General features: G+C 38.9%; 28 protein-coding genes. 6 read left to right on the top strand and 22 right to left on the bottom strand.

Annotated elements, in window-relative coordinates; genetic code table 11:
• Positions 1-56 precede the first annotated feature (56 nt).
• From KHS79_RS24325 to KHS79_RS24290, 8 genes are all read right to left on the bottom strand, one after another.
• Complete coding sequence (locus KHS79_RS24325; RefSeq protein WP_212722773.1) at positions 57-347, bottom strand: hypothetical protein; 291 nt, start codon at positions 345-347, stop codon at positions 57-59.
• A gap of 49 nt (positions 348-396) precedes the next feature.
• Positions 397-891 (bottom strand): ankyrin repeat domain-containing protein, encoded by a 495-nt coding sequence (locus KHS79_RS24320; protein ID WP_212722772.1) that lies wholly within the window; start codon positions 889-891, stop codon positions 397-399.
• A 75-nt stretch (positions 892-966) separates the two neighbouring features.
• Entirely contained in the window at positions 967-1,344 is a 378-nt protein-coding gene (locus KHS79_RS24315; RefSeq protein ID WP_212722771.1) for a hypothetical protein, read from the bottom strand.
• 111 nt (positions 1,345-1,455) lie between these two features.
• The gene (locus tag KHS79_RS24310; RefSeq protein ID WP_212722770.1) at positions 1,456-2,151 is read right to left on the bottom strand and encodes a prepilin peptidase; all 696 of its coding nucleotides are present in this window, start codon (positions 2,149-2,151) and stop codon (positions 1,456-1,458) included.
• A 96-nt stretch (positions 2,152-2,247) separates the two neighbouring features.
• Entirely contained in the window at positions 2,248-2,547 is a 300-nt protein-coding gene (locus tag KHS79_RS24305; protein WP_212722769.1) for a hypothetical protein, read from the bottom strand.
• 157 nt (positions 2,548-2,704) lie between these two features.
• A complete protein-coding gene (locus KHS79_RS24300) occupies positions 2,705-2,956 on the bottom strand; it encodes a hypothetical protein (RefSeq protein ID WP_212722768.1) in 252 nt (83 codons plus the stop codon).
• Between the two features lie 71 nt (positions 2,957-3,027).
• Positions 3,028-3,432 carry a type II toxin-antitoxin system VapC family toxin gene (locus KHS79_RS24295; RefSeq protein ID WP_212722767.1) on the bottom strand — a complete coding sequence of 135 codons (405 nt, stop codon included), beginning with the start codon at positions 3,430-3,432 and terminating at the stop codon, positions 3,028-3,030.
• Positions 3,432-3,659 carry an AbrB/MazE/SpoVT family DNA-binding domain-containing protein gene (locus KHS79_RS24290; RefSeq protein WP_094789620.1) on the bottom strand — a complete coding sequence of 76 codons (228 nt, stop codon included), beginning with the start codon at positions 3,657-3,659 and terminating at the stop codon, positions 3,432-3,434. Before KHS79_RS24290 ends, KHS79_RS24295 begins: the two co-directional genes overlap by 1 nt.
• Positions 3,660-3,704: 45 nt before the next feature.
• Here KHS79_RS24290 and KHS79_RS26410 point away from each other — a divergent pair, with 45 nt between their 5' ends.
• Both KHS79_RS26410 and KHS79_RS24280 read left to right on the top strand, forming a co-directional pair.
• On the top strand, positions 3,705-3,869 hold the full coding sequence (locus tag KHS79_RS26410; RefSeq protein ID WP_206196890.1) for a zinc-finger-containing protein: 165 nt from the start codon (positions 3,705-3,707) through the stop codon (positions 3,867-3,869).
• A gap of 4 nt (positions 3,870-3,873) precedes the next feature.
• The gene (locus KHS79_RS24280) at positions 3,874-4,017 is read left to right on the top strand and encodes a hypothetical protein (RefSeq protein WP_165773596.1); all 144 of its coding nucleotides are present in this window, start codon (positions 3,874-3,876) and stop codon (positions 4,015-4,017) included.
• Positions 4,018-4,112: 95 nt separating this feature from the next.
• Here the strand turns inward: KHS79_RS24280 and KHS79_RS24275 are convergent, their stop codons facing one another.
• The 4 genes from KHS79_RS24275 to KHS79_RS24260 all read right to left on the bottom strand — a co-directional run bounded on the left by KHS79_RS24275 (position 4,113) and on the right by KHS79_RS24260 (position 6,266).
• Positions 4,113-4,625 (bottom strand): CbrC family protein, encoded by a 513-nt coding sequence (locus tag KHS79_RS24275; RefSeq protein WP_212722766.1) that lies wholly within the window; start codon positions 4,623-4,625, stop codon positions 4,113-4,115.
• Positions 4,626-4,724: 99 nt separating this feature from the next.
• On the bottom strand, positions 4,725-5,183 hold the full coding sequence (locus tag KHS79_RS24270; protein WP_212722765.1) for an SMI1/KNR4 family protein: 459 nt from the start codon (positions 5,181-5,183) through the stop codon (positions 4,725-4,727).
• A gap of 212 nt (positions 5,184-5,395) precedes the next feature.
• Complete coding sequence (locus KHS79_RS24265; RefSeq protein ID WP_212722764.1) at positions 5,396-5,713, bottom strand: hypothetical protein; 318 nt, start codon at positions 5,711-5,713, stop codon at positions 5,396-5,398.
• Positions 5,714-5,849: 136 nt separating this feature from the next.
• Positions 5,850-6,266, bottom strand: coding sequence for a hypothetical protein (locus tag KHS79_RS24260; protein WP_212722763.1), 417 nt, complete (start codon positions 6,264-6,266; stop codon positions 5,850-5,852).
• 617 nt (positions 6,267-6,883) lie between these two features.
• Here KHS79_RS24260 and KHS79_RS24255 point away from each other — a divergent pair.
• The 3 genes from KHS79_RS24255 to KHS79_RS24245 all read left to right on the top strand — a co-directional run bounded on the left by KHS79_RS24255 (position 6,884) and on the right by KHS79_RS24245 (position 9,047).
• On the top strand, positions 6,884-8,332 hold the full coding sequence (locus tag KHS79_RS24255; protein WP_212722762.1) for an ankyrin repeat domain-containing protein: 1,449 nt from the start codon (positions 6,884-6,886) through the stop codon (positions 8,330-8,332).
• Between the two features lie 52 nt (positions 8,333-8,384).
• Positions 8,385-8,690, top strand: coding sequence for a hypothetical protein (locus KHS79_RS24250; RefSeq protein ID WP_212722761.1), 306 nt, complete (start codon positions 8,385-8,387; stop codon positions 8,688-8,690).
• A 138-nt stretch (positions 8,691-8,828) separates the two neighbouring features.
• Positions 8,829-9,047 (top strand): hypothetical protein, encoded by a 219-nt coding sequence (locus tag KHS79_RS24245; RefSeq protein ID WP_212722760.1) that lies wholly within the window; start codon positions 8,829-8,831, stop codon positions 9,045-9,047.
• A 243-nt stretch (positions 9,048-9,290) separates the two neighbouring features.
• Here the strand turns inward: KHS79_RS24245 and KHS79_RS24240 are convergent, their stop codons facing one another.
• From KHS79_RS24240 to KHS79_RS24205, 8 genes are all read right to left on the bottom strand, one after another.
• Positions 9,291-9,533: a hypothetical protein gene (locus tag KHS79_RS24240; RefSeq protein WP_212722759.1), complete on the bottom strand. Its 243-nt coding sequence runs from the start codon at positions 9,531-9,533 to the stop codon at positions 9,291-9,293.
• Between the two features lie 262 nt (positions 9,534-9,795).
• Entirely contained in the window at positions 9,796-10,089 is a 294-nt protein-coding gene (locus KHS79_RS24235) for a hypothetical protein (protein ID WP_094789868.1), read from the bottom strand.
• 120 nt (positions 10,090-10,209) lie between these two features.
• Positions 10,210-10,758: a hypothetical protein gene (locus KHS79_RS24230; RefSeq protein ID WP_212722758.1), complete on the bottom strand. Its 549-nt coding sequence runs from the start codon at positions 10,756-10,758 to the stop codon at positions 10,210-10,212.
• A 122-nt stretch (positions 10,759-10,880) separates the two neighbouring features.
• Complete coding sequence (locus KHS79_RS24225) at positions 10,881-11,501, bottom strand: hypothetical protein (protein ID WP_212722757.1); 621 nt, start codon at positions 11,499-11,501, stop codon at positions 10,881-10,883.
• Positions 11,502-11,607: 106 nt separating this feature from the next.
• A complete protein-coding gene (locus KHS79_RS24220) occupies positions 11,608-11,907 on the bottom strand; it encodes a hypothetical protein (protein WP_212722756.1) in 300 nt (99 codons plus the stop codon).
• A 79-nt stretch (positions 11,908-11,986) separates the two neighbouring features.
• The gene (locus KHS79_RS24215) at positions 11,987-12,547 is read right to left on the bottom strand and encodes a CPCC family cysteine-rich protein (RefSeq protein ID WP_212722755.1); all 561 of its coding nucleotides are present in this window, start codon (positions 12,545-12,547) and stop codon (positions 11,987-11,989) included.
• Between the two features lie 568 nt (positions 12,548-13,115).
• Positions 13,116-13,493 (bottom strand): hypothetical protein, encoded by a 378-nt coding sequence (locus tag KHS79_RS24210; protein WP_212722754.1) that lies wholly within the window; start codon positions 13,491-13,493, stop codon positions 13,116-13,118.
• A 130-nt stretch (positions 13,494-13,623) separates the two neighbouring features.
• Positions 13,624-14,097 carry a hypothetical protein gene (locus KHS79_RS24205; protein ID WP_212722753.1) on the bottom strand — a complete coding sequence of 158 codons (474 nt, stop codon included), beginning with the start codon at positions 14,095-14,097 and terminating at the stop codon, positions 13,624-13,626.
• Positions 14,098-15,320: 1,223 nt separating this feature from the next.
• On the opposite strand from KHS79_RS24205, the gene KHS79_RS24200 reads away from it, so the two are divergent.
• Positions 15,321-16,340 carry a replication initiation protein gene (locus tag KHS79_RS24200; protein WP_027709737.1) on the top strand — a complete coding sequence of 340 codons (1,020 nt, stop codon included), beginning with the start codon at positions 15,321-15,323 and terminating at the stop codon, positions 16,338-16,340.
• A gap of 136 nt (positions 16,341-16,476) precedes the next feature.
• Here the strand turns inward: KHS79_RS24200 and KHS79_RS24195 are convergent, their stop codons facing one another.
• Positions 16,477-16,791, bottom strand: a complete 315-nt coding sequence (locus KHS79_RS24195; RefSeq protein ID WP_027709736.1) for a hypothetical protein — start codon at positions 16,789-16,791, stop codon at positions 16,477-16,479.
• On the bottom strand, positions 16,763-17,428 hold the full coding sequence (locus KHS79_RS24190; protein WP_027709735.1) for an AAA family ATPase: 666 nt from the start codon (positions 17,426-17,428) through the stop codon (positions 16,763-16,765). Before KHS79_RS24190 ends, KHS79_RS24195 begins: the two co-directional genes overlap by 29 nt.
• Positions 17,429-17,674 lie beyond the last annotated feature (246 nt).

Here is a 17,674-nt window from a genome sequence, read left to right as displayed (position 1 = left end):
CTGTTGGCTGTGATTCTGGATTGTGTACAGTAGAGCATAAGTCAGATCCCACCAACCTAACTCTGACACACAGAGCCATACTTTAAACAGGTTAATTTTGCCTCAAAGTTAACCTGTTTTACTTTAGAGTCAACGAGTTCACTTGCTATCGAGTAGATTTGATCGATACTCGCATTTTCTAAGTTGTGCTTTCGAAACTCCCTGCCAAAAGCACTGGTAAGAATCTCATAACCATCTTGGTTGCAAAGAAGCTCAAGATTACCAGGTAAGACATCGTTAACCCAATTGATGAAGCCATCGCATACTGAGTTGATCATATCTTCGTGATTATCGAATCCATCTACCATGTTCGAACTATCTCTCCAGCCAACTTGTTGGCGTTGCTGCCCGGGATTGTTATAAGCGAACCGTCTTAAAGAATTCGCATATAGCATCATACTCCATACCTTCAGCTATTTCCTTAGCCGTTCGTTGTTGGTGATCTCTCAGTGCTAAATTAGCTCCGAGCTGAACTAACCTTTTTACCGATTCAATTTGATTAAACACAATGGCACTCATCAATGCCGTCTGCCCCTCAAAGTCTTGATGGTCAATATCACTGCCGTAGGAGATCAATAAATCTATTACGCCAACGTTTCCTTCATCTGCAGCGCAAGTTAAAGCCGTATAACCAAATTCGGGCTCTTCCTCCTCAAGGTTTGCTCCATTTTCTATCAGATATGACACAAGCTCGAGACTATTTCCCCAACCCGATGCTCTCATAAGTGGCGTCCAACCAGCATCGATATCAGATGTATCTGGAATAAGTCCGTTACCTAAATACTTCTTAGCTTTTTTAAGATTGCCTGTCTCACAAGCTTTGAGAAACTCGATTTTTGACCCTGTATCCATTGCTATCGCTTATAACGGTAAGTTCTGCCATGCGCTTTTTGCGTCGGCTGGGGCGCGTTGTTATGCGCAATTAACCTATTTACAGATACTTTCATTTTCTTTAGCTTGAATGCTAGTGAAATAAATTTGGCGTGGATATTTTCCTAAATGACCAAAACTCCCTTCATCCGTAATCACTGCCGCTCCAGATACCACCACCTCTTGATGTTTACATGGCATGGCATCAAGATCGCAACGGGGCTGGGCATCAAGAAGTTTTTTGGCATTTTTCCAGCCTTGGGCGTTAAATGTTGGTGAACTAAGCCACCATCTCTCCTCTGAATTACATTCAATAAAATACATTGCTTCTGGGCCAAAGAAAATTTTACCCTCTATATATACTTTCGAAGCATGAACAGTGTTGGATAAAATCACCAAGAGGACGATTGCCAATAAGTTTTGTAGATTTATCATGTTCTACATTTTACACATAACTATTAATAAACGTCACTCTAACGCAAAACCTAATCTCATTGTAGGCCTTATGGCTAGTGGTATCTAGTGAGTGGCTATTAGCCGGTTATGTCAATTTAATATATCAAATGAATGACTGAAAAATTCCACATATAGACACCCAATTAAATAGCTTAAACCGGTCCCCAAGGGCTTGCCATGAGAACGAAGGAACAGCGCAATGAAGAGGCTACAGAAAGTCAAGATCACAACAACGATAAAATAATTAATCAAACCAGATACCCCATACCAGGCACCAACCATAGCAAAGTATTTCATATCACCAAAACCGATGACCTCTTTTCCAGTATCGGCTTTAAATGCAATATAGATAAAATAAATTAACAGATACCCCGTTACGGCACCATATACAAAGTCGTTGGAATTTCCGTTAAGATAAGCATTCGACAAGAGACCAAGCCATAAGCAAGGAAACACTAGAGAATCAGGATAAAGTTGATGTTTATAATTAATGGCTGTCAACACACAGACAAAAGCAAAAAATATAATCTTTGCAATCACGACATGACTGATACCATTTAGAAAAACTAAAGCCCCGACTATGGCACCGAAAACTAATGTTAGCAATGCTCGCTGCCCCCAATTAAGCTGAAATTCTACTGGGTTCAAATCACTATAATCATAAACTTCTACATTTTCATTCCAACTTTTTTTTAGCCTGAAAGGAATAACCTCAGCCAGCTTGACTCCCAGAGTGAGAAACAACATCGCACAAAGCGCGATCACACCATATGACAGTTCACTCATACTACTTTTTCCGATAATTTTTCGAGGACATAACTATTAATGAACGTAACTCTGACTTAATATATACAATCTCACTCATAGTATTCGTTTAACTAGCTAAGTAACAGCCTTTAGCTGATTAATGCGTTTTAAAGCCAGTAAACCAAATACTAAAGTAATGGTGATTGGTACATAAAAAAACTGCTCAATAAGAATACCTATAAAAAAAGCCATTGGTGATCCATAACCATCCAATCTTTCCATACCTTCATTCTCAATGATAAAGCTCACTCGACGAATAGTTTGCCAAGATAAAGGCAACCAACAAACCAAAACAGGGATCATTGAAACAATATACGAAAACTTTAAGCCAATTTTAAGGGTTAAATAGCTGCCCCACCATACCATTAATGGCACAGCCCAAAAAGCTATTTGATAAAAGTCAGACTTATATATACCTGCTGATATGAAAATGATTATTGGTATTGATACGATGACACATGTAACTAGAAACGATTGCTTGTATTTATTCATAATTTGAACGCACTATGCTGATGCAGCACTTAGCATCATTCTATGCCTTATTTCTTTCCTCTAAGAGCTTATCAAGCTCTACTAGCACCGCATTCCTACAAACAAGTTGTGAGCGGTATTGATTATTCTTTATAGTTAAGCTAGTTGGCTTGTGAGTGACTTTTACATACCCATTTTGTATTATACGTCCAGCCACACCATACTCATTATTTTTCACCTCTAACTCAATTTCATCTTTCTTTATGTTTTTGAGTGAGGAAATATCTAACCTTTTCAAAAACGACTCATCCATTTCCTTGAACTCTCATTAGCTACAACTACTACTAGCCTACGCAGGAATAATCTCAAATTTGGAATTGATTACTATGGTGTAACCAGGCTAACAGACGGAAAATACGTCGAAAAACGGCCTTTATCTCTTGAAATCAAAGTATAACCCTTTACAGCAGCATGAGCGCCAATGAAGAAATCAGGTAATACATTGCTCTTGTTGCCTCTTCTTCTACGATACTGCAAAAATGCTTTTCCCGCTAAAAATAAGGCTTCGCGAGGAGTATCAAGCAATTCAAACTGGCAATGTCCTATAAACTCTTCATAATCTTCTATCTTTTCAAATCCTATAGAAACCTCAGCATAAATAGTCGAATTGATTGCAAACGTATAGTGTTCATCAAGGTTTTCAAGCGTTCTTGCGGACCATTCATACCAGCTTGAGTCTGGGTCAGCTAAATCCAGTAATATATTGCTATCCACCAACGCAACAGACATCAATTATCACCCCTTGTTAAGGCCATGATCTCGTCTGTTGTCATGGTTACACTAGCCACTTTGTGGGCTGTTCTGAAGCGGCTCTTCTTGATGGTTGGTGTAACAACTTCAATGTATATCCGACCGTCTGGAGCTTCGATAAACTCGACCTCGGTGTCTGCTGTGATGTTCTTCTTGTCCCGTATAGCTTGTGGGATCGTGACCTGTCCCTTTGTAGTGACTTTCATGACTAATCGCCTTCAGTATTACTCATACAGGTAAGAGTAATACCATTGACAGCTTTAAACAACCCTACTCCCCTCTCGTTCGCCTACCTATGGCTTGCAAGGCGCATGGGGCTTGGCTTTAATGAGTGCCACATAGCAATGTTTGACGTAGCACAGTGCCAGGAAGTCGTAAGAGTCAGTAAAATGTTTCTCTATGCCGCAAGGAAGTAGCAAAATGATTAAACATACTAGCAATGATGAAATGTGGGTTAATATATCAGCCAAATACCAACGCAAAAAAATACAGAATATCGAGACAAGGAAAAAGCTGCAAAAGGCTATAGAAGAAGCTCGAAAGCGGATTAGTAAAACTCAGTAACTTAATATTTAAATCATTTTTATTTTTTAGATGCTGGCCGGCATAAAAATATTATTCTAAGGGATTGGATTACCAGTTCTTCGCTGATTATGAGTCTAATTTGCATCCCATATCCAATATTTCTTTCCATTTAAGGAGAATAGATATACGGAAATATCACCACCCTCATTGTAATGATTCAGCTTCTTCTGAGGTAAGCGATCCCACAACCACTCAATTTCTTCCTTCGTTTGATCTTCTTCAAGAAACGAATTAAGAAAGTCGTTTTTGTCGAGAAAATCTTCTGCCGATGCAATACATTCAAATACAGGAAACTGGCCATCAACCATTGGCCACCCAATATCTTGCCAGGTAGGTAAAGCTGGTGTTTTGTACGTTATAGTTTCTGCAGCTTCCGAGCCATCGTCAAAATTCATATTTGGCTCTATTTCTAAGTCGATTAGCGCGCCAGCCTTTAAACAAGAAGTGCAAATGCAGTCAATATCGTTAATACCGGAGTAGCCTCCTGCATCAAAGCAAAGCTCTTCTCTACCACATATAGAGCAAGGTTTTGGCTCAGTAACTTTATAAGCAAATTTTTCAGGATATCTAAAGAACTCAAATTCCATAGCTTCTACTCATAACTACTAATAAACATCACACTTACGCAAACCTAACTTCATTGTAGGCCTTATGGTTAGGGGTATCCAGTGAGGTGTCTTTCCCGATTATAACGCTTCGTATCCATCATACAGATCCTTTAACCAACTGTCGAAACTACCAAACTTTTGCCCAGTGGAAGCTCCATATTTGTCGTAGTAAAAGATTTCACTTGTTTTCTGTGAAAGACACATATAGTTTCCACCACCATTTTCAGTAAATGGAAACCAATCATAATTCCAATTATCTGGTGGAATATCGCCGGATTCCTGTAACTCATTGAGTTCTTCTCTAACTTCAAGAGATACTTCAAGGGGCATTAGCATTTCATTAGTTTTTGAGTGAAAGTTTCCGTAGAAGCTTTGACTTTGCCCATTACACCACGCCCATAATACTCGCAGATCCGCAGGAATATCAGTATTAAAACCTTCAAAGTCTTTAATGGAAAGTCCTGGCAACAATGCTTCAGCAAGATCAGGCCTTTTATCTTTGATTAATTTCATTAGATCATTGAGCATAGGCTTCATGTCAGGCCTTATGAGTTATAGCTATTAATGAGCGTCACCGTAAAACACTCTTATTAATTTTAGCTGGCACCCACTTTTAAAGGATATTTTTTGAGTAAGGCGGGGATGTCATAGTAGCTGAATATATTGCGTCATTTTATTTTTATATTTTAGTCAGAATAAAAATATTATCTTGATGGGGTGATAGTAGGTTTTATCTGATTAAGTCTGCTCTATCCATACGCGATAGTAACGTATAAAAAAATAACCCCAAATATCACTACGCAAGATAGAGCAAAAAATAAAGTACCCAACACACCTCTTTGCCACCCTGCTAATAGATTCCATCTTGATGCCAGCTCATCAAAAGGCATACCTGCAACCAATTGCATTATACCAACCATCGCTATTGCTCCCGGTAGAGCAAACCCATAGCCAATAAATGTCCAGTTTCCTTCACCCATCATGTAATTTGCAATCACGATCATAGCAACTGTAACTGCCAACCCCACGACTAGTAAAATCAATCCTTTTTTTCTAACTTCATTCATTTCTCTGTTTGACCCTGATTGAGGCTTAACCACTAATAAAAGTCACCCTGACGTAAAACCTCACTTCATTGTAGGCCTTAAAGTTAGCGGTATCCAGGGAGGTGGGTAGGTGGCAGGTCTTAGCTGATTAGCTATTTTATTCATCTTCAATCAATTCTTGCCAAAGTTCTTCAAAGACCTTTTTCGTTTCATTGGTTAATTTAGGCCAATCATGCAGTAGCCACTGCCTTCCTTCTTCAGTAGGTTCCACATAAGGATATTCTTTTTTGGCAAGTGCTATGCCTTGTGGAATAACATCTTGAAAGTCGGTAAGACCACCAGCGATCATGCCTTCGATGGGATGTCTAATGAGCCTTTCCGTCAAATGCGGCCTCATGAGGCATGCAGGAGCTATAATTGACAAAGACTGCTCCACAAAACACCAGCAGTTGGTTCCCCAAAATGATTCTTCTATTTTAGAGACAACTTCATCATCCGAATAAGAGCTTGGATTCTGAATCATCCCCTCGTAAAACTCTCTTAACTCTACAAGTTGTTTTGGTGATTCCCACATATCAATCTCTTGATGGCTAACGCCTCAACCATTGGTGCGTAGCATCCAATGCCCATGCCGAGCGTATACAATTTTATCCAGCGGTAATGCATTATCCCACGCCTTCTGTGTCTGACTCTCCACGTTATTACTGCACAAAAGGCTCTCCGCAATGCGTTCCGCTAATAATGACGTTACTTTTTTCTGGGGTTACATTCAATATGGCGTATCCTCTCGGCAACTATGTGTGGATGATTAAAAAAATTTTTGTTTTCACGCATCTTCACCGAGAGTACACGTTGCTTCATACAACAGTAAACGGCTATTAGTGAAATGAATGCAGCGTACTAGACAGACAGAGAACTGAGTAAGAAGACATTAGCGGTATAGAGTGTACGTTTTTTACTGCAGCACACGATTGCAGAGGGGACACGATAAGTTACAGCTCCGTAAAACTTCTACAATAGTGAGTAAGCTGTAGACTTTGGAGTTTTTTTGAACACCTCACAAAGCCCTAGCAAACGTTAACAAGACAGGGCTGGCTACCCTGAATGACCATCATAATAGCGCTGAGCCTAAACTGTAGCTATAATCGCCGCCTTTAATGAATCCCTAAAAGCAGTGTTTCGAAAAAATTGATGTTAAAAAAAATAAAGCTTGGTGCTCTGGTCATTTTAATCAGTACTTTATCTATAGGGTGTGTAGCACAAAAACAAGATACGTTTGTCCCCTTCACAACAGATAAAGAAACATTAAAAATATATCTTAATGATGGCGCCGATGTTAATGCCGCAGATGAGCAAGGTATGACTGCACTTCACATAGCAGCAAACACTAATAGTTTAGATATTGCAAAGCTACTTCTTGAGGCGGGAGCTGATATTAACGCTAAAACTAAGCAAGGAGCAACGGCTCTTCATATAGCGTTAGCCACAAAAAGTTTAGATGTTGCAAAACTACTTATTGAAAAAGGAATTAATATTAATGCAGCAGAAGAGCACAATGTCACTGCTCTTCGTATAGCTGTACAAGAAAACAGCTTTGACCTCACAAAGCTGCTTATTGATAAAGGAGCCAATATCAATGCTAAGAATGAGAAAGATGTAACCGCACTCCATTTTGCAGCACGAAACAACAGCTTGAATATTGCAAAATTGCTCATTGAAAATGGAGCAAATATTAATGCTACAAATATTCAAGGCTTTACTGTGCTTCACACGACGGCACAAGAAAACAGCTTTGATGTCGCAAAACTGCTTATTGAAAATGATGCAAATTTAAATGCTACAAATAAGGTTGGCTGGACTCCACTTCATACTGCCGTAAAACACGGAAACACAGAGATAATAAAGTTACTTGTTATGGCTGGGGCAAATATTAATGCAACCAGTAATGCAGGTTTAACACCGCTTAGTGCTGCAGTACAAAAGGGAAAATTAGAGGTTGTAAAATATTTAATTGACCAAGGAGCAAATATTCAAGCTAACATTATTAATACGAAAGATGAAGCCCCTTGGACGAATCTCAATGTTGCTATTAAGTATGGGCATGTTGATATAGCTAAATTACTTATAGCCGCTGGTGACAATATTGAAATACCTACCAATAAAGAGGGAACACTACTTCATTTTGCAGCTATACAGCCTCAAATTGATCTTGAATTGATAAAACTGCTTATTGAAAAAGGTATTGATGTTAATGTAAGAGGCGTAGATGGAGCCACAGCTCTTCTTCTTGCTTCTGGTCAAGGGCACCTTGAGTTAGTTAAATTGCTGGTCGAATCAGGGGCCGATATTAATGGAGTAATAGCGTCCGGTCATACCCCCTTGTCTATTGCCGCATCGCTAGGCAAGCCAGGTGTTGTAAAATATTTAATTCAAAAAGGTGCAGCTGTTAATGTCAAAGTAATGCATGGTACTACAGCGCTTCATCTTGCAGCCTTACGTGGACATCTTGAGGTAGTTAAGTTACTTGTAGCCAATGGAGCTAATATTAAACAAAAGACTCCTGAAGGTATTGATGTTCTTATGTTTGCGCAGCACAATGGCCACCACGAAATCGCAGAATACCTAAAATCCAAGATGTAAAAATACATTACCGCTTGAATCTTCCTGCTCTTCTCTAGGGCAGGAAAGCAAATTGTTTAACTTGCACGCTTGCCGAGGGGACACAGAGCTATACAGAGTGGACGGCGCTATAAAAGTTGAAATCACAGAAAGTTTAGCCAAAGAAATATGCTATAAAGTTCACAGAGGTACTGTGGGGATTCCTTACGACTTTATAGGGTTTTGTGAAGCTGAGGGTGATTTAAAGGTTTCAGACCATGTCGAGCTGGCTTTATCCTATTTGAAACTATCTGGAAACGAAGATTATGATAGAGACTTTGAATACATTGCCGCGCTAAAACATGGTCAGGTAAGAGCTAGTATCGACCCAACTCCCTAGATACCACTAAACATAAGGTATACAATGAGGTTAGGTTTTTCGTCAGTGGTATGGCCTGACGTATAAGAGGTGAACAATAATGTTAATTGAAATTTTAAAAGGTGCTCTCTTCTAGGTATTTACCTAAAGGAGAGTAAAATGAAAAGAGAATGTCGTCTTATTAAGGCATTTGGAAAAAATGAAGTTTGTTTGGCAGATATGCCAAACAAAATTTCTGGGATCAAGGTTTCCAGAATTGTAATTGGTGAAGACACAGGTTGTTCTTGGTGTTTTCCTCATGGCTATGAAACATATAATAGTCATTATGCAAATTACCAACGAAGCTGGAAAAAGCAAAGAAAAACCAAGTGGAAATAAAGTTAAGCGAAATCATTCACATAGCCGGGTAAGAGCTGGTATTTTTTCAGCTCTCCCCCACACCACACCCTACATGCAGGACCGCACAAGGCGGTTCATTTAACTTATCCGTTAGGATAATGGATTTTGATCCATCCGTCCCTTAGTGAAAAGTGTCTAAGGTTTTCAGGCCGTACGAGGTCTACGGCACGTTCGCTGCAACCTGCAGTTCTGGCCGTTTGTAATAAAACAAAGTACTTCGATTCACAAGGCTATTTTTGAATATATGATAAGAATTACAAGGATGGAAGTATTTATATAAAAAAGAATAGAAGACACTTTAAAAGACTGGCATGCTATATTACCAAGGCGTTTTATTCTTTCGTTATTTTCAGTTAAAAACTCTTTTTTATCGAAATAATCTTGCAAGTGACATTTTTCCTGGCTGCTTGAGAAGTAAGGGTTTAAACCCCATATTGTCATTTTTTTCCATGCAGCTTTATTCACAGATTTTAGCTTGAATAGAAAAAAAGAAATTAATATTGGTGAGATAATAAAGTGAAGGAACATTGTTAAAAACAAAAATGGTATATATACATCAATAAATGTCATGGTAAGTCATACTGTTAGCTTGTGAATGCTCTTTATTAGGAGCAAAGAAGAGAGGTATATGGATGCCCGGCCTATGTCAATTGTATGTTGGTCGGCATAAAAACATTATCTTGATGGGGTGATAGCAGGTCTTGCCTGATTAAGCATTTCATTGTAATTAGCTGTACTCATCAATAATTACCAAGCATGGATAATGCTCCATAGATAAAAATTGTTCAATTACATCATTACTATTACCCTGAACTTCGAGCCACTTAACCATTTCATCTTTAGATTCGAATACTGGACTAACTGGAGTTCCTTCTGAAACATTTTCATAAATCTGAAAACACGTTTTCTCAGCTTCAGAGGTATACCATAGTGGTTCCAAATGAGCTCCAGGTTCAAAATAACCATCTGCATCCTTTGGGTGTTTAAAGCCTATAGGAACTTTTCTAATTTCTCTACCCATGCTACTACCTTTGCATGCTTAACTACTAATAAGCGTCACTCTGACGCAAAACACAACCTCATTGTAGGCCCTATGGTTAGTGGTATCCAGCGAGCTGGGGAGATACCAGCTCTTACCCGATTAGGCATTTGTAAGACGATAAACCTCGAATATACGATATGGTCCAGGCTCACATTTATTGAAAGCTCCAGACTCAATAAGGCTCTTCGCCTCTTCAAATGAACTCAATAAGCAATGCGAGGTGACTTTTATACCCTCTGCCATATGATTGCATGAAAGCGGAGAGCATTCAGCGTATGTTTGAGCCGTGAATGTTGTTACATCGTAACCCTCTAGTACCAACGAACCTGGAAGCTGAACATTAGTTTCAAATGATCCTTCAGGTTCAAATTTCTCCCACTCAGACGTTTCATCATTCCACTGGTATTCAAACACTTTGTAAAAGAAGAGCTTCATTTCAGATAAATCAATCTTGTGCTCTTTAGCTAAACTTTTAATGATCTCGGGTGAGTCGAAGAACCAATAACCATTGTGTTTCCAATAATTGATCCAATCGTCAAAGTCTTCTGAAACACAACCGCTGACAGAATATATGTCCTCCACCTGATCGGTCTTAAGCCAGTCAGGTTTAGATTTTACCGACTTATACATGTAGCCTGCGGGAATCATTTTCTATGCCTAACCATTAATGAACGTCACTATGATGTAAAGCCTAACCTTATTGCAGGCCTTGTGGCTAACGGTATCCAGGGAGGTGGGTAGGGGCGGCTCTTGTCCGATTACCTGTGACGCTACCACAATTTCCACCATTTTTTTTGGAGGGTAGCTACTTTATAACCCGTAGGCTCTTTTTCTTCGGGTATTCTTGAATCTGTATACTGAATACCTTGAAAATCACCGTTGTGGCCAGTAAGAACTATTTTTCCAGTATCAAGCCAGCCAATAACCTTTTCAGCTTCTTCACAAACACTTGGATAAAAGCTCTCAATAAGCCGCTTCTGTTCTGGAGATTCCAATTTATCCCAGCTATCTGCGTTGTATTCAGATGGAGGGACGGTGACAGCCAAACCATAGCCCAATCCAAGATTGTCTAAGAATCCATAACCATCACAGTACATGTCATAGCATTGCTCAATATATTTATGAGCATCAATCGGATGCTCAATTACATTTTGTAGAACCCTACGCAAATACCACTCATAATACTTTCCTATATCGATGTGTGGTTTGAGAATCTTCTCGGCTTCGTATAGAAACGATGGCTGCTTGTAGGTTAGAGAAATCAAATTTAGATACTCGTCGGAGCTGAGAAAACTTTCTAGGTCTTTCTCTGAGTATACCCACTGCTCGAATTCATTTATTTCGATCTCTCTAGCAATAAGCTTATAAATGATTAACTCGAACTTATTCAATGCACTTTCTCAAGACAGGTAACTATTAATGAGCGCCACTCTGACTCAAACCTAACCCCATTTTAGGCTTTGTGACTAGAGTGGGTAGATAGCAGCTCTTACCTGATTATATTCCACCTAGAAAATCCTCAAAATATGGAAAAACTGGGTCAGACTCCATTTGCCAAGTAAGGTGAACACGCACCACTGGATGTTCTGGGTGAGACGTTTCGAATATAAACTCATTTGGATCGTTATCATTTTTAGCCAAAACCTGAAAGCTACAACCACTTAAAGGATGAGAAGCGGGAAGCTCACGAGCAAGCTCTAACTCCAAAGATGACTCTGTGGCTTCCCCTCCAAACGTTTCAGCCATTACCTGTGGGTACTCAAGAGCTTCATTACGATCAAATTCCTTTATCCACATGGTAAGTACGCCTAGACCTGATAAAAAAATATAACGTTAAGCTGTGAGGCTGCCGTAGGCGGTCCTTACAAGCGTCGCGTTATGTGTTTAATTTTCTATATTTCAACGGACCATCCTTATCTATATGCAATAAGGATTTTTTGTCACATGCACCAAAATCATTAAAGTTTCTTTTACCTTCACCTAAAGTCATATGATTTGGGCCACTATAATCATTATCGTTACGGGCGCCATCATCCTCCCAAAAGCAAACAGGACAAATATCATAAGCACTCGATTCACTGAGTGCATGGTAGTGGCAACAGGGGCAAACAGATAAGTTTTCCGGTTCACCATTGATAGTGCCAGATATAACCCCATACTCGGCAAGTTTATTCTGAATGTATTCGTTTAGCACACCATACAAATCACCTTTAATACTTTGCAAGATTATTGGATCATATAAACTGTCATTGATGTTATTTGGCTCCTTTCCCTCACAAATCATCATTCTTAAATTTGGGGGAAAATCTTTTATATCTTCATCATCTTCTTCATAACCGCTTAAAAACCACCCATCAATGGTATCTTTTCTTTTTTTAAGGGGAAATTCTTCAAATAAAAATTCTGCTAATTTATTTTTTGCTTCTTCTCTATTCATTTTATTTCATAGTTCAAGCACATAACGCTTAGCTAAGGGGGGCCCACTCAGTGGACGTCCCATGGAGGGCCAACGGCCCGGAATATGCCTGAGCGTATTGTTATGTGTTTTTCTAACCTGACACTAATGCAATAGAGCGAATATAAACAACGCCCCAAATAAACCACACTAGCCACAGACTCCACAACAACCAGAATAACAACGCCCAAAACAGCTTTTACAAACCAACTCTCTTTCTTACGATACCTTCTGAACGCACTAACGAAAAAAGGGAAACACACAAGTAAACCCATAAGCCAGACTACAAACCAGCCATAGAACCAAATGTCCACCTCCCCTCCAGAAGGGTTCAATAACTCATTAATAACATTATCAAGACCAGATGCTTGTACCTGCCCAGATATTAGAAACAAAAAAAATAATACACTGAGCTTCAATTGATATTTCCTTTATATATTACGAGCACATAACTATTAATGAACATCACTCTGACGCAAAACCTAATCTCATTGTAGGCCTTATGGCTAATGGTATCGAGGAAGGTGGGTAGATACTAGCTATTAGCCGATTAGATCCAATCCTCATCATGTTTTTCAAATTCTTCAGGGTTATTGATATAGCCCATTTCTAAATCTGAATTTCGTTGTTGCTGTATCTCTAATTCCCGTGCATTTTTCAAAATGCTATACAAATCAGCGATACTGATTAACTCATCTGTATCCGTTTCAATTAGGGTGAATGGGGGGGGGTCATTTTCCCACCTGACATAAAGTTGTTTCAAAGTCTCTCTTACATTTTCCCAGTCTCCTTCAAAAAACTTATACTCAATAATTGAATTTCCTTTAATTGAAGCTTCTTTTATAGAAGATAAAGACTCGTTGGTGATTTCACGAAGCACCTTAATGTCAGCAGTCGAAAGATTTTTTTCTGGAATTAATTTAATCATATTCCTGGGATCTAATTATTAATGAACGTTACTTTAGAAAAGTTAACCATTGTTATTTATGAGAGCGATTTTGAGAAAACCCTATCATTAATCAAAAATATAATTCACTGAACTAATTAATTAAATATAATTAACTAACCAACCCCCGCACTAACTCCGCGCTCTTGACGTATTCTTCCGGCCTACCCTTCCCGGCTACGGCGTTGTAGTGCTTTTTCCAGTAGTTGGCCCGACCCTCTAACGTTTCAGGTATTGCACCCGGTCTTAGCTTGTAATGCAGGCGACAAAAGATAAACGACAATAGCGGGGAGTATGCTAAATCCCTGTGCTGTAGCTTGCTGAGATCGACGTTAAACGACTCTTTGAGCCTGTCTCTGTCTGCGGATCTCGCACGGTTGTCCTTGAACGAAATCGGATCTATCTGACACAAGCCCACTCCCGCGCCTGTAGGTGTTCTGTCCGGGTAGTTGCCAAGTTTGGTTTCCTGCGCTGCAGTTTCTAGCAGCAAGTCAACAGCGTAGCCGCTGCCTTTTCCAAGGACCTCGTATACTTTCGTTGCGATCTTTAGCGCTTGATTGGATGAGGTAAGGCCGTAACCCTTCATTTTTGATACTCCTCATTTTCGAATGGCTCTAGCAAGTGCATGACGAAAGCCCCGTCAGCCGTGCATTTGAGTCATTTATATTTTAGGTTACGCATAACTTTTAAAACTTTATTTTACTTTATCCGTAACCTAAAATAAAACTAAGTGAGGAGTAGAAACGATGGCAGACAAGAGTGACAGCAATACAACCCCGACAAGACCTAGAGGGCGGCCAGCAAAGTATGCAAGCGACAAAGAGCGCAAAGCAGCGCGCGCAAGAGCTGCACGGGAACGGAGAGCGAGGCAGAAAGCGGCAGGCTTTAGAGAGGTCAGGCGGCTAGTGAAGCCAAAGGACGTCGTGCTTGAGAGCGACATAATTGATTTGTCGCATATACCGGATCATCGAAAGCGCTAAAACTGTCGTTCAGGTGAACAGGTTATAAGATATTTGAAGTATATAGCAAAAGGTCATACAAAACTTGTCTTTATAAGCGCTTACAGCTTCGTTTGAGGACGTCTACTGTTGTATGTATAGGTTATGGTTACTATGAACTATTTACCCTTGTAGAGGCTTCCTAATCGCTCTAACTGTAGAGTAAAAAATATACAATCTATACAGCTTACGATTTATGTTTGTAAGTCATGTTTTATCTTGTTTTTTATAACTTGTTTTTAATTCTTGTTTTACCCTCCCCTACAAGCATTGAAAATAAAGGCTTACAGAGAATAATCGACGACAACTTAACAGTTAATTGACGACATTATAACAGTGCTAATGTCGACATTTTGACAGTTTAAAACAGTCAAATTGACAGTCTAATGGCGACACTTTAACAGAGAGAGGGAGATGTTGTAGGAAAGGATTTGTTCAAATTTTGAACGATAAATATTAAGGCTATGTTGCTGGTTTTATAGCGACACTTTAACAGTAATGGCAGACATTTTAACAGTATGAGTCTTGGTTAAAATCTTCTCTGGTTAAAAAATATACATTGTGAATATTTTTTACAAACAAATAACACCAACAACTTAACAGTAAAAAGCAGACTCTTTGACAGTTTTTAAAAAAATTATTTTTTACACTGAAAATCAATCGCTAAATTTTATCAAATAAAAACAATTGCTTATGTTTATTTAGTGTTTAAATGGAGTATTTTATATTAACGCAATGACGCATGTAAAGTTGTTGATGCGTTAATGGTCTGTTATTATGTTGTTGTTTCGTAAGCTTAGTGTGAGGGGCTATGAAGAGACAAAATCGAGTAACTAAAGCTAATCAGCTAATTCAAGCACAGCTTGTTGAGTCAAAGGTTAGTTTGTCTGTACGAGAGCAGAAAATTGTATTAGCGATCATAAGCTTAATTTCTCCAGAAGATGACAACTTAAAAGACTACGAACTTAGTATTAAAAAACTTTGTGAGCTCACAGGTATAGATGAATCTAACCTCTACCGTAACCGAATGAGAGATATTGCAACTAACCTCACAACGAGTTCTATTCGAATCATAAGACCAGAAGAACCAGATGGAGCTCTATATACTACGTGGTTCTCTGACGTTGATTACAGGCCTCGTGAGGGTGTTGTACGCTTTTCTATATCAAAAAAACTACGCCCATACTTGTTGCAACTAAAGTCTCATTTCACTACCTACCAGTTAAAGCAAATCACCTCGTTACGATCAACTAACGCTATTCGAATGTATGAGCTTTTACGACAGTTTTATCCCGAAAAATCAGAAGAACCTGTTGTATACAGTGAAATTAAGGTAGCCAACTTGAGAGCCTATCTAGGAATAGAAGATTCAAAGTATAAGCGATTTAATGATTTTAAAAAGCGTGTACTGGATCATGTCCGCGAAGAACTAACAGATAAAACTGATCTGACCTTTAACTACAAAACAAAAACTCATGGACGTAAAGTTATTGCCATTGCGTTCAGCATCTTCAAGAATAATGTGTCTGAGCCAGTTGATGAGTTTGATGAATACGAGCAAGCGCTTGAATTGGAGAAAACCCTGGAAGATAAAGTTGCTGAGTATCTCCCAGCCCGCTTGGTAGTCACTGTTTTCAACAAATTTGATAGGAATCGGATTGAAAGAAACTTCGACTATACCGTTGTACAGATTGAGCTTGGCGATGTAAAGAACCCTGGGAAATACCTATGGTCAGCAATCAATGAAGATTATGCTAAAGATGATAGCTCGTCTTCACTTGAGGATGAAATTAACGATATTTCTTGGGTAGATAGGCGAGATAATTTCTGAGGTGGTGTCGTAGCATGAAAGTCTTTGTAGGTTTTTTAATTCGCGCTGCTGCCAGTGGCTGTATTTTGATAAGCAATGCACACAAAGTATGAAGTAATATATCATACTTCATACTTATTAATTTTAACTGATTGATTTAGCTTATTTTTTTAAAGTAAAGTTCAACTGCCTCTCTTATGATTGCGCTGTTATTCTTCCCTTTTTTACTCTTAGCTCTCTTACGATCTCTAGCTAAATCTTCAATCTTATTTAGCAAACTTAACGGTAAGCTAATTGTTGTCCTAGTGAGTTCATCATCAAGATCAGTGATTTCTGGCTCCTCTATTATTTGAGGTTCAGGTTTCACTACACTAGCATTTGCACTATAAGGACGATCAGCAAGCTCATCCGCAAGCCTTTCAGCTTCTACAGCTGACACAAGTTTACGCTGTGATGGCTTCTTGATTGGCATGCGAGTATATCTCCCCAAATAGTTTTAATACTTCATTAGATGCTTGCTCATTCTTAGACTCAAGCACACTCAACCCCTCGCTCATCACATCCCTATAAACTTTACGGTATCGACCCACAGATGTAAGAGCTTTAAATTCTGGAAATTCTGAAACATAGCTTTCGAACTCTTGGCGCTCAGTGTCCATTACGCTTGGATTTGTTGACGCCATGGATTGATAAACATAAACACTTAACTCAGGATTTAAGTCACGAACCCTTACTATTTGGTCGTGAAGTTCTCCAAGAGTATCTAAATCTAATTGGCTGCATTGGTGAGGGCATATCATTACGTCTGCAACAGTTGCAGCAGTAATCATCTCGCGGCTATTTCTACCTGCAACATCAACAACTACTCGATCATACTTCTCTCGCAAACTATTTAGGGTTTGGGCTAAATTGTCGTACTTTTGCGTTAGTATGATTTTGGGCGAATGTCCCTGCTCTTCTCTCTCAGTGCACCACCTTGCTGCGCTACCCTGCTTGTCAGCATCAACTAAACAGACTTCGTAACCCAGGCGAGCAAAAGCAACCGCAAGATTGCAAGAAACAGTTGTTTTGCCTGACCCTCCCTTGTTGCTAGCAACTAATGTAATCATGACAAGCCCCACACATTATGTATTTATGAAGTGTTACTTATGAAGTATGAAATATTTGTTGTTAGTTAACAAGTATCACATGTTAAGTGTTAACAAATACTTCATATGTATTACCTATGAAATATTAAAGCATACTTATGAAGTAATACTTATTATCACCATAGTTCATTTGTATTAAATATTAACTCATAAGTATTACTTATGAAATATTAAGAAATACCTATGAAATCATACTTATTAGATAAC

Origin of the sequence: Zooshikella ganghwensis, assembly GCF_018263875.1 — a bacterium.
GTDB classification, from domain to species: domain Bacteria; phylum Pseudomonadota; class Gammaproteobacteria; order Pseudomonadales; family Zooshikellaceae; genus Zooshikella; species Zooshikella ganghwensis.
The sequence above is the reverse complement of the archived record's forward strand: the minus strand, read 5'-3'. Positions and strand labels throughout refer to the sequence as shown.

What these genes read in the sequence shown, in the direction of transcription:
- KHS79_RS24325 (WP_212722773.1), bottom strand. Translation starts at nt 347, where the DNA reads ATGGTAGATGGATTCGATAATCACGAAGATATGATCAACTCAGTATGC.
- KHS79_RS24320 (WP_212722772.1), bottom strand. Translation starts at nt 891, where the DNA reads ATGGATACAGGGTCAAAAATCGAGTTTCTCAAAGCTTGTGAGACAGGC.
- KHS79_RS24315 (WP_212722771.1), bottom strand. Translation starts at nt 1,344, where the DNA reads ATGATAAATCTACAAAACTTATTGGCAATCGTCCTCTTGGTGATTTTA.
- KHS79_RS24310 (WP_212722770.1), bottom strand. Translation starts at nt 2,151, where the DNA reads ATGAGTGAACTGTCATATGGTGTGATCGCGCTTTGTGCGATGTTGTTT.
- KHS79_RS24300 (WP_212722768.1), bottom strand. Translation starts at nt 2,956, where the DNA reads ATGGATGAGTCGTTTTTGAAAAGGTTAGATATTTCCTCACTCAAAAAC.
- KHS79_RS24295 (WP_212722767.1), bottom strand. Translation starts at nt 3,432, where the DNA reads ATGTCTGTTGCGTTGGTGGATAGCAATATATTACTGGATTTAGCTGAC.
- KHS79_RS24290 (WP_094789620.1), bottom strand. Translation starts at nt 3,659, where the DNA reads ATGAAAGTCACTACAAAGGGACAGGTCACGATCCCACAAGCTATACGG.
- KHS79_RS24280 (WP_165773596.1), top strand. Translation starts at nt 3,874, where the DNA reads ATGATTAAACATACTAGCAATGATGAAATGTGGGTTAATATATCAGCC.
- KHS79_RS24275 (WP_212722766.1), bottom strand. Translation starts at nt 4,625, where the DNA reads ATGGAATTTGAGTTCTTTAGATATCCTGAAAAATTTGCTTATAAAGTT.
- KHS79_RS24270 (WP_212722765.1), bottom strand. Translation starts at nt 5,183, where the DNA reads ATGAAGCCTATGCTCAATGATCTAATGAAATTAATCAAAGATAAAAGG.
- KHS79_RS24265 (WP_212722764.1), bottom strand. Translation starts at nt 5,713, where the DNA reads ATGAATGAAGTTAGAAAAAAAGGATTGATTTTACTAGTCGTGGGGTTG.
- KHS79_RS24260 (WP_212722763.1), bottom strand. Translation starts at nt 6,266, where the DNA reads ATGTGGGAATCACCAAAACAACTTGTAGAGTTAAGAGAGTTTTACGAG.
- KHS79_RS24255 (WP_212722762.1), top strand. Translation starts at nt 6,884, where the DNA reads ATGTTAAAAAAAATAAAGCTTGGTGCTCTGGTCATTTTAATCAGTACT.
- KHS79_RS24245 (WP_212722760.1), top strand. Translation starts at nt 8,829, where the DNA reads ATGAAAAGAGAATGTCGTCTTATTAAGGCATTTGGAAAAAATGAAGTT.
- KHS79_RS24235 (WP_094789868.1), bottom strand. Translation starts at nt 10,089, where the DNA reads ATGGGTAGAGAAATTAGAAAAGTTCCTATAGGCTTTAAACACCCAAAG.
- KHS79_RS24230 (WP_212722758.1), bottom strand. Translation starts at nt 10,758, where the DNA reads ATGATTCCCGCAGGCTACATGTATAAGTCGGTAAAATCTAAACCTGAC.
- KHS79_RS24220 (WP_212722756.1), bottom strand. Translation starts at nt 11,907, where the DNA reads ATGTGGATAAAGGAATTTGATCGTAATGAAGCTCTTGAGTACCCACAG.
- KHS79_RS24215 (WP_212722755.1), bottom strand. Translation starts at nt 12,547, where the DNA reads ATGAATAGAGAAGAAGCAAAAAATAAATTAGCAGAATTTTTATTTGAA.
- KHS79_RS24210 (WP_212722754.1), bottom strand. Translation starts at nt 13,493, where the DNA reads ATGATTAAATTAATTCCAGAAAAAAATCTTTCGACTGCTGACATTAAG.
- KHS79_RS24205 (WP_212722753.1), bottom strand. Translation starts at nt 14,097, where the DNA reads ATGAAGGGTTACGGCCTTACCTCATCCAATCAAGCGCTAAAGATCGCA.
- KHS79_RS24200 (WP_027709737.1), top strand. Translation starts at nt 15,321, where the DNA reads ATGAAGAGACAAAATCGAGTAACTAAAGCTAATCAGCTAATTCAAGCA.
- KHS79_RS24195 (WP_027709736.1), bottom strand. Translation starts at nt 16,791, where the DNA reads ATGCCAATCAAGAAGCCATCACAGCGTAAACTTGTGTCAGCTGTAGAA.
- KHS79_RS24190 (WP_027709735.1), bottom strand. Translation starts at nt 17,428, where the DNA reads ATGATTACATTAGTTGCTAGCAACAAGGGAGGGTCAGGCAAAACAACT.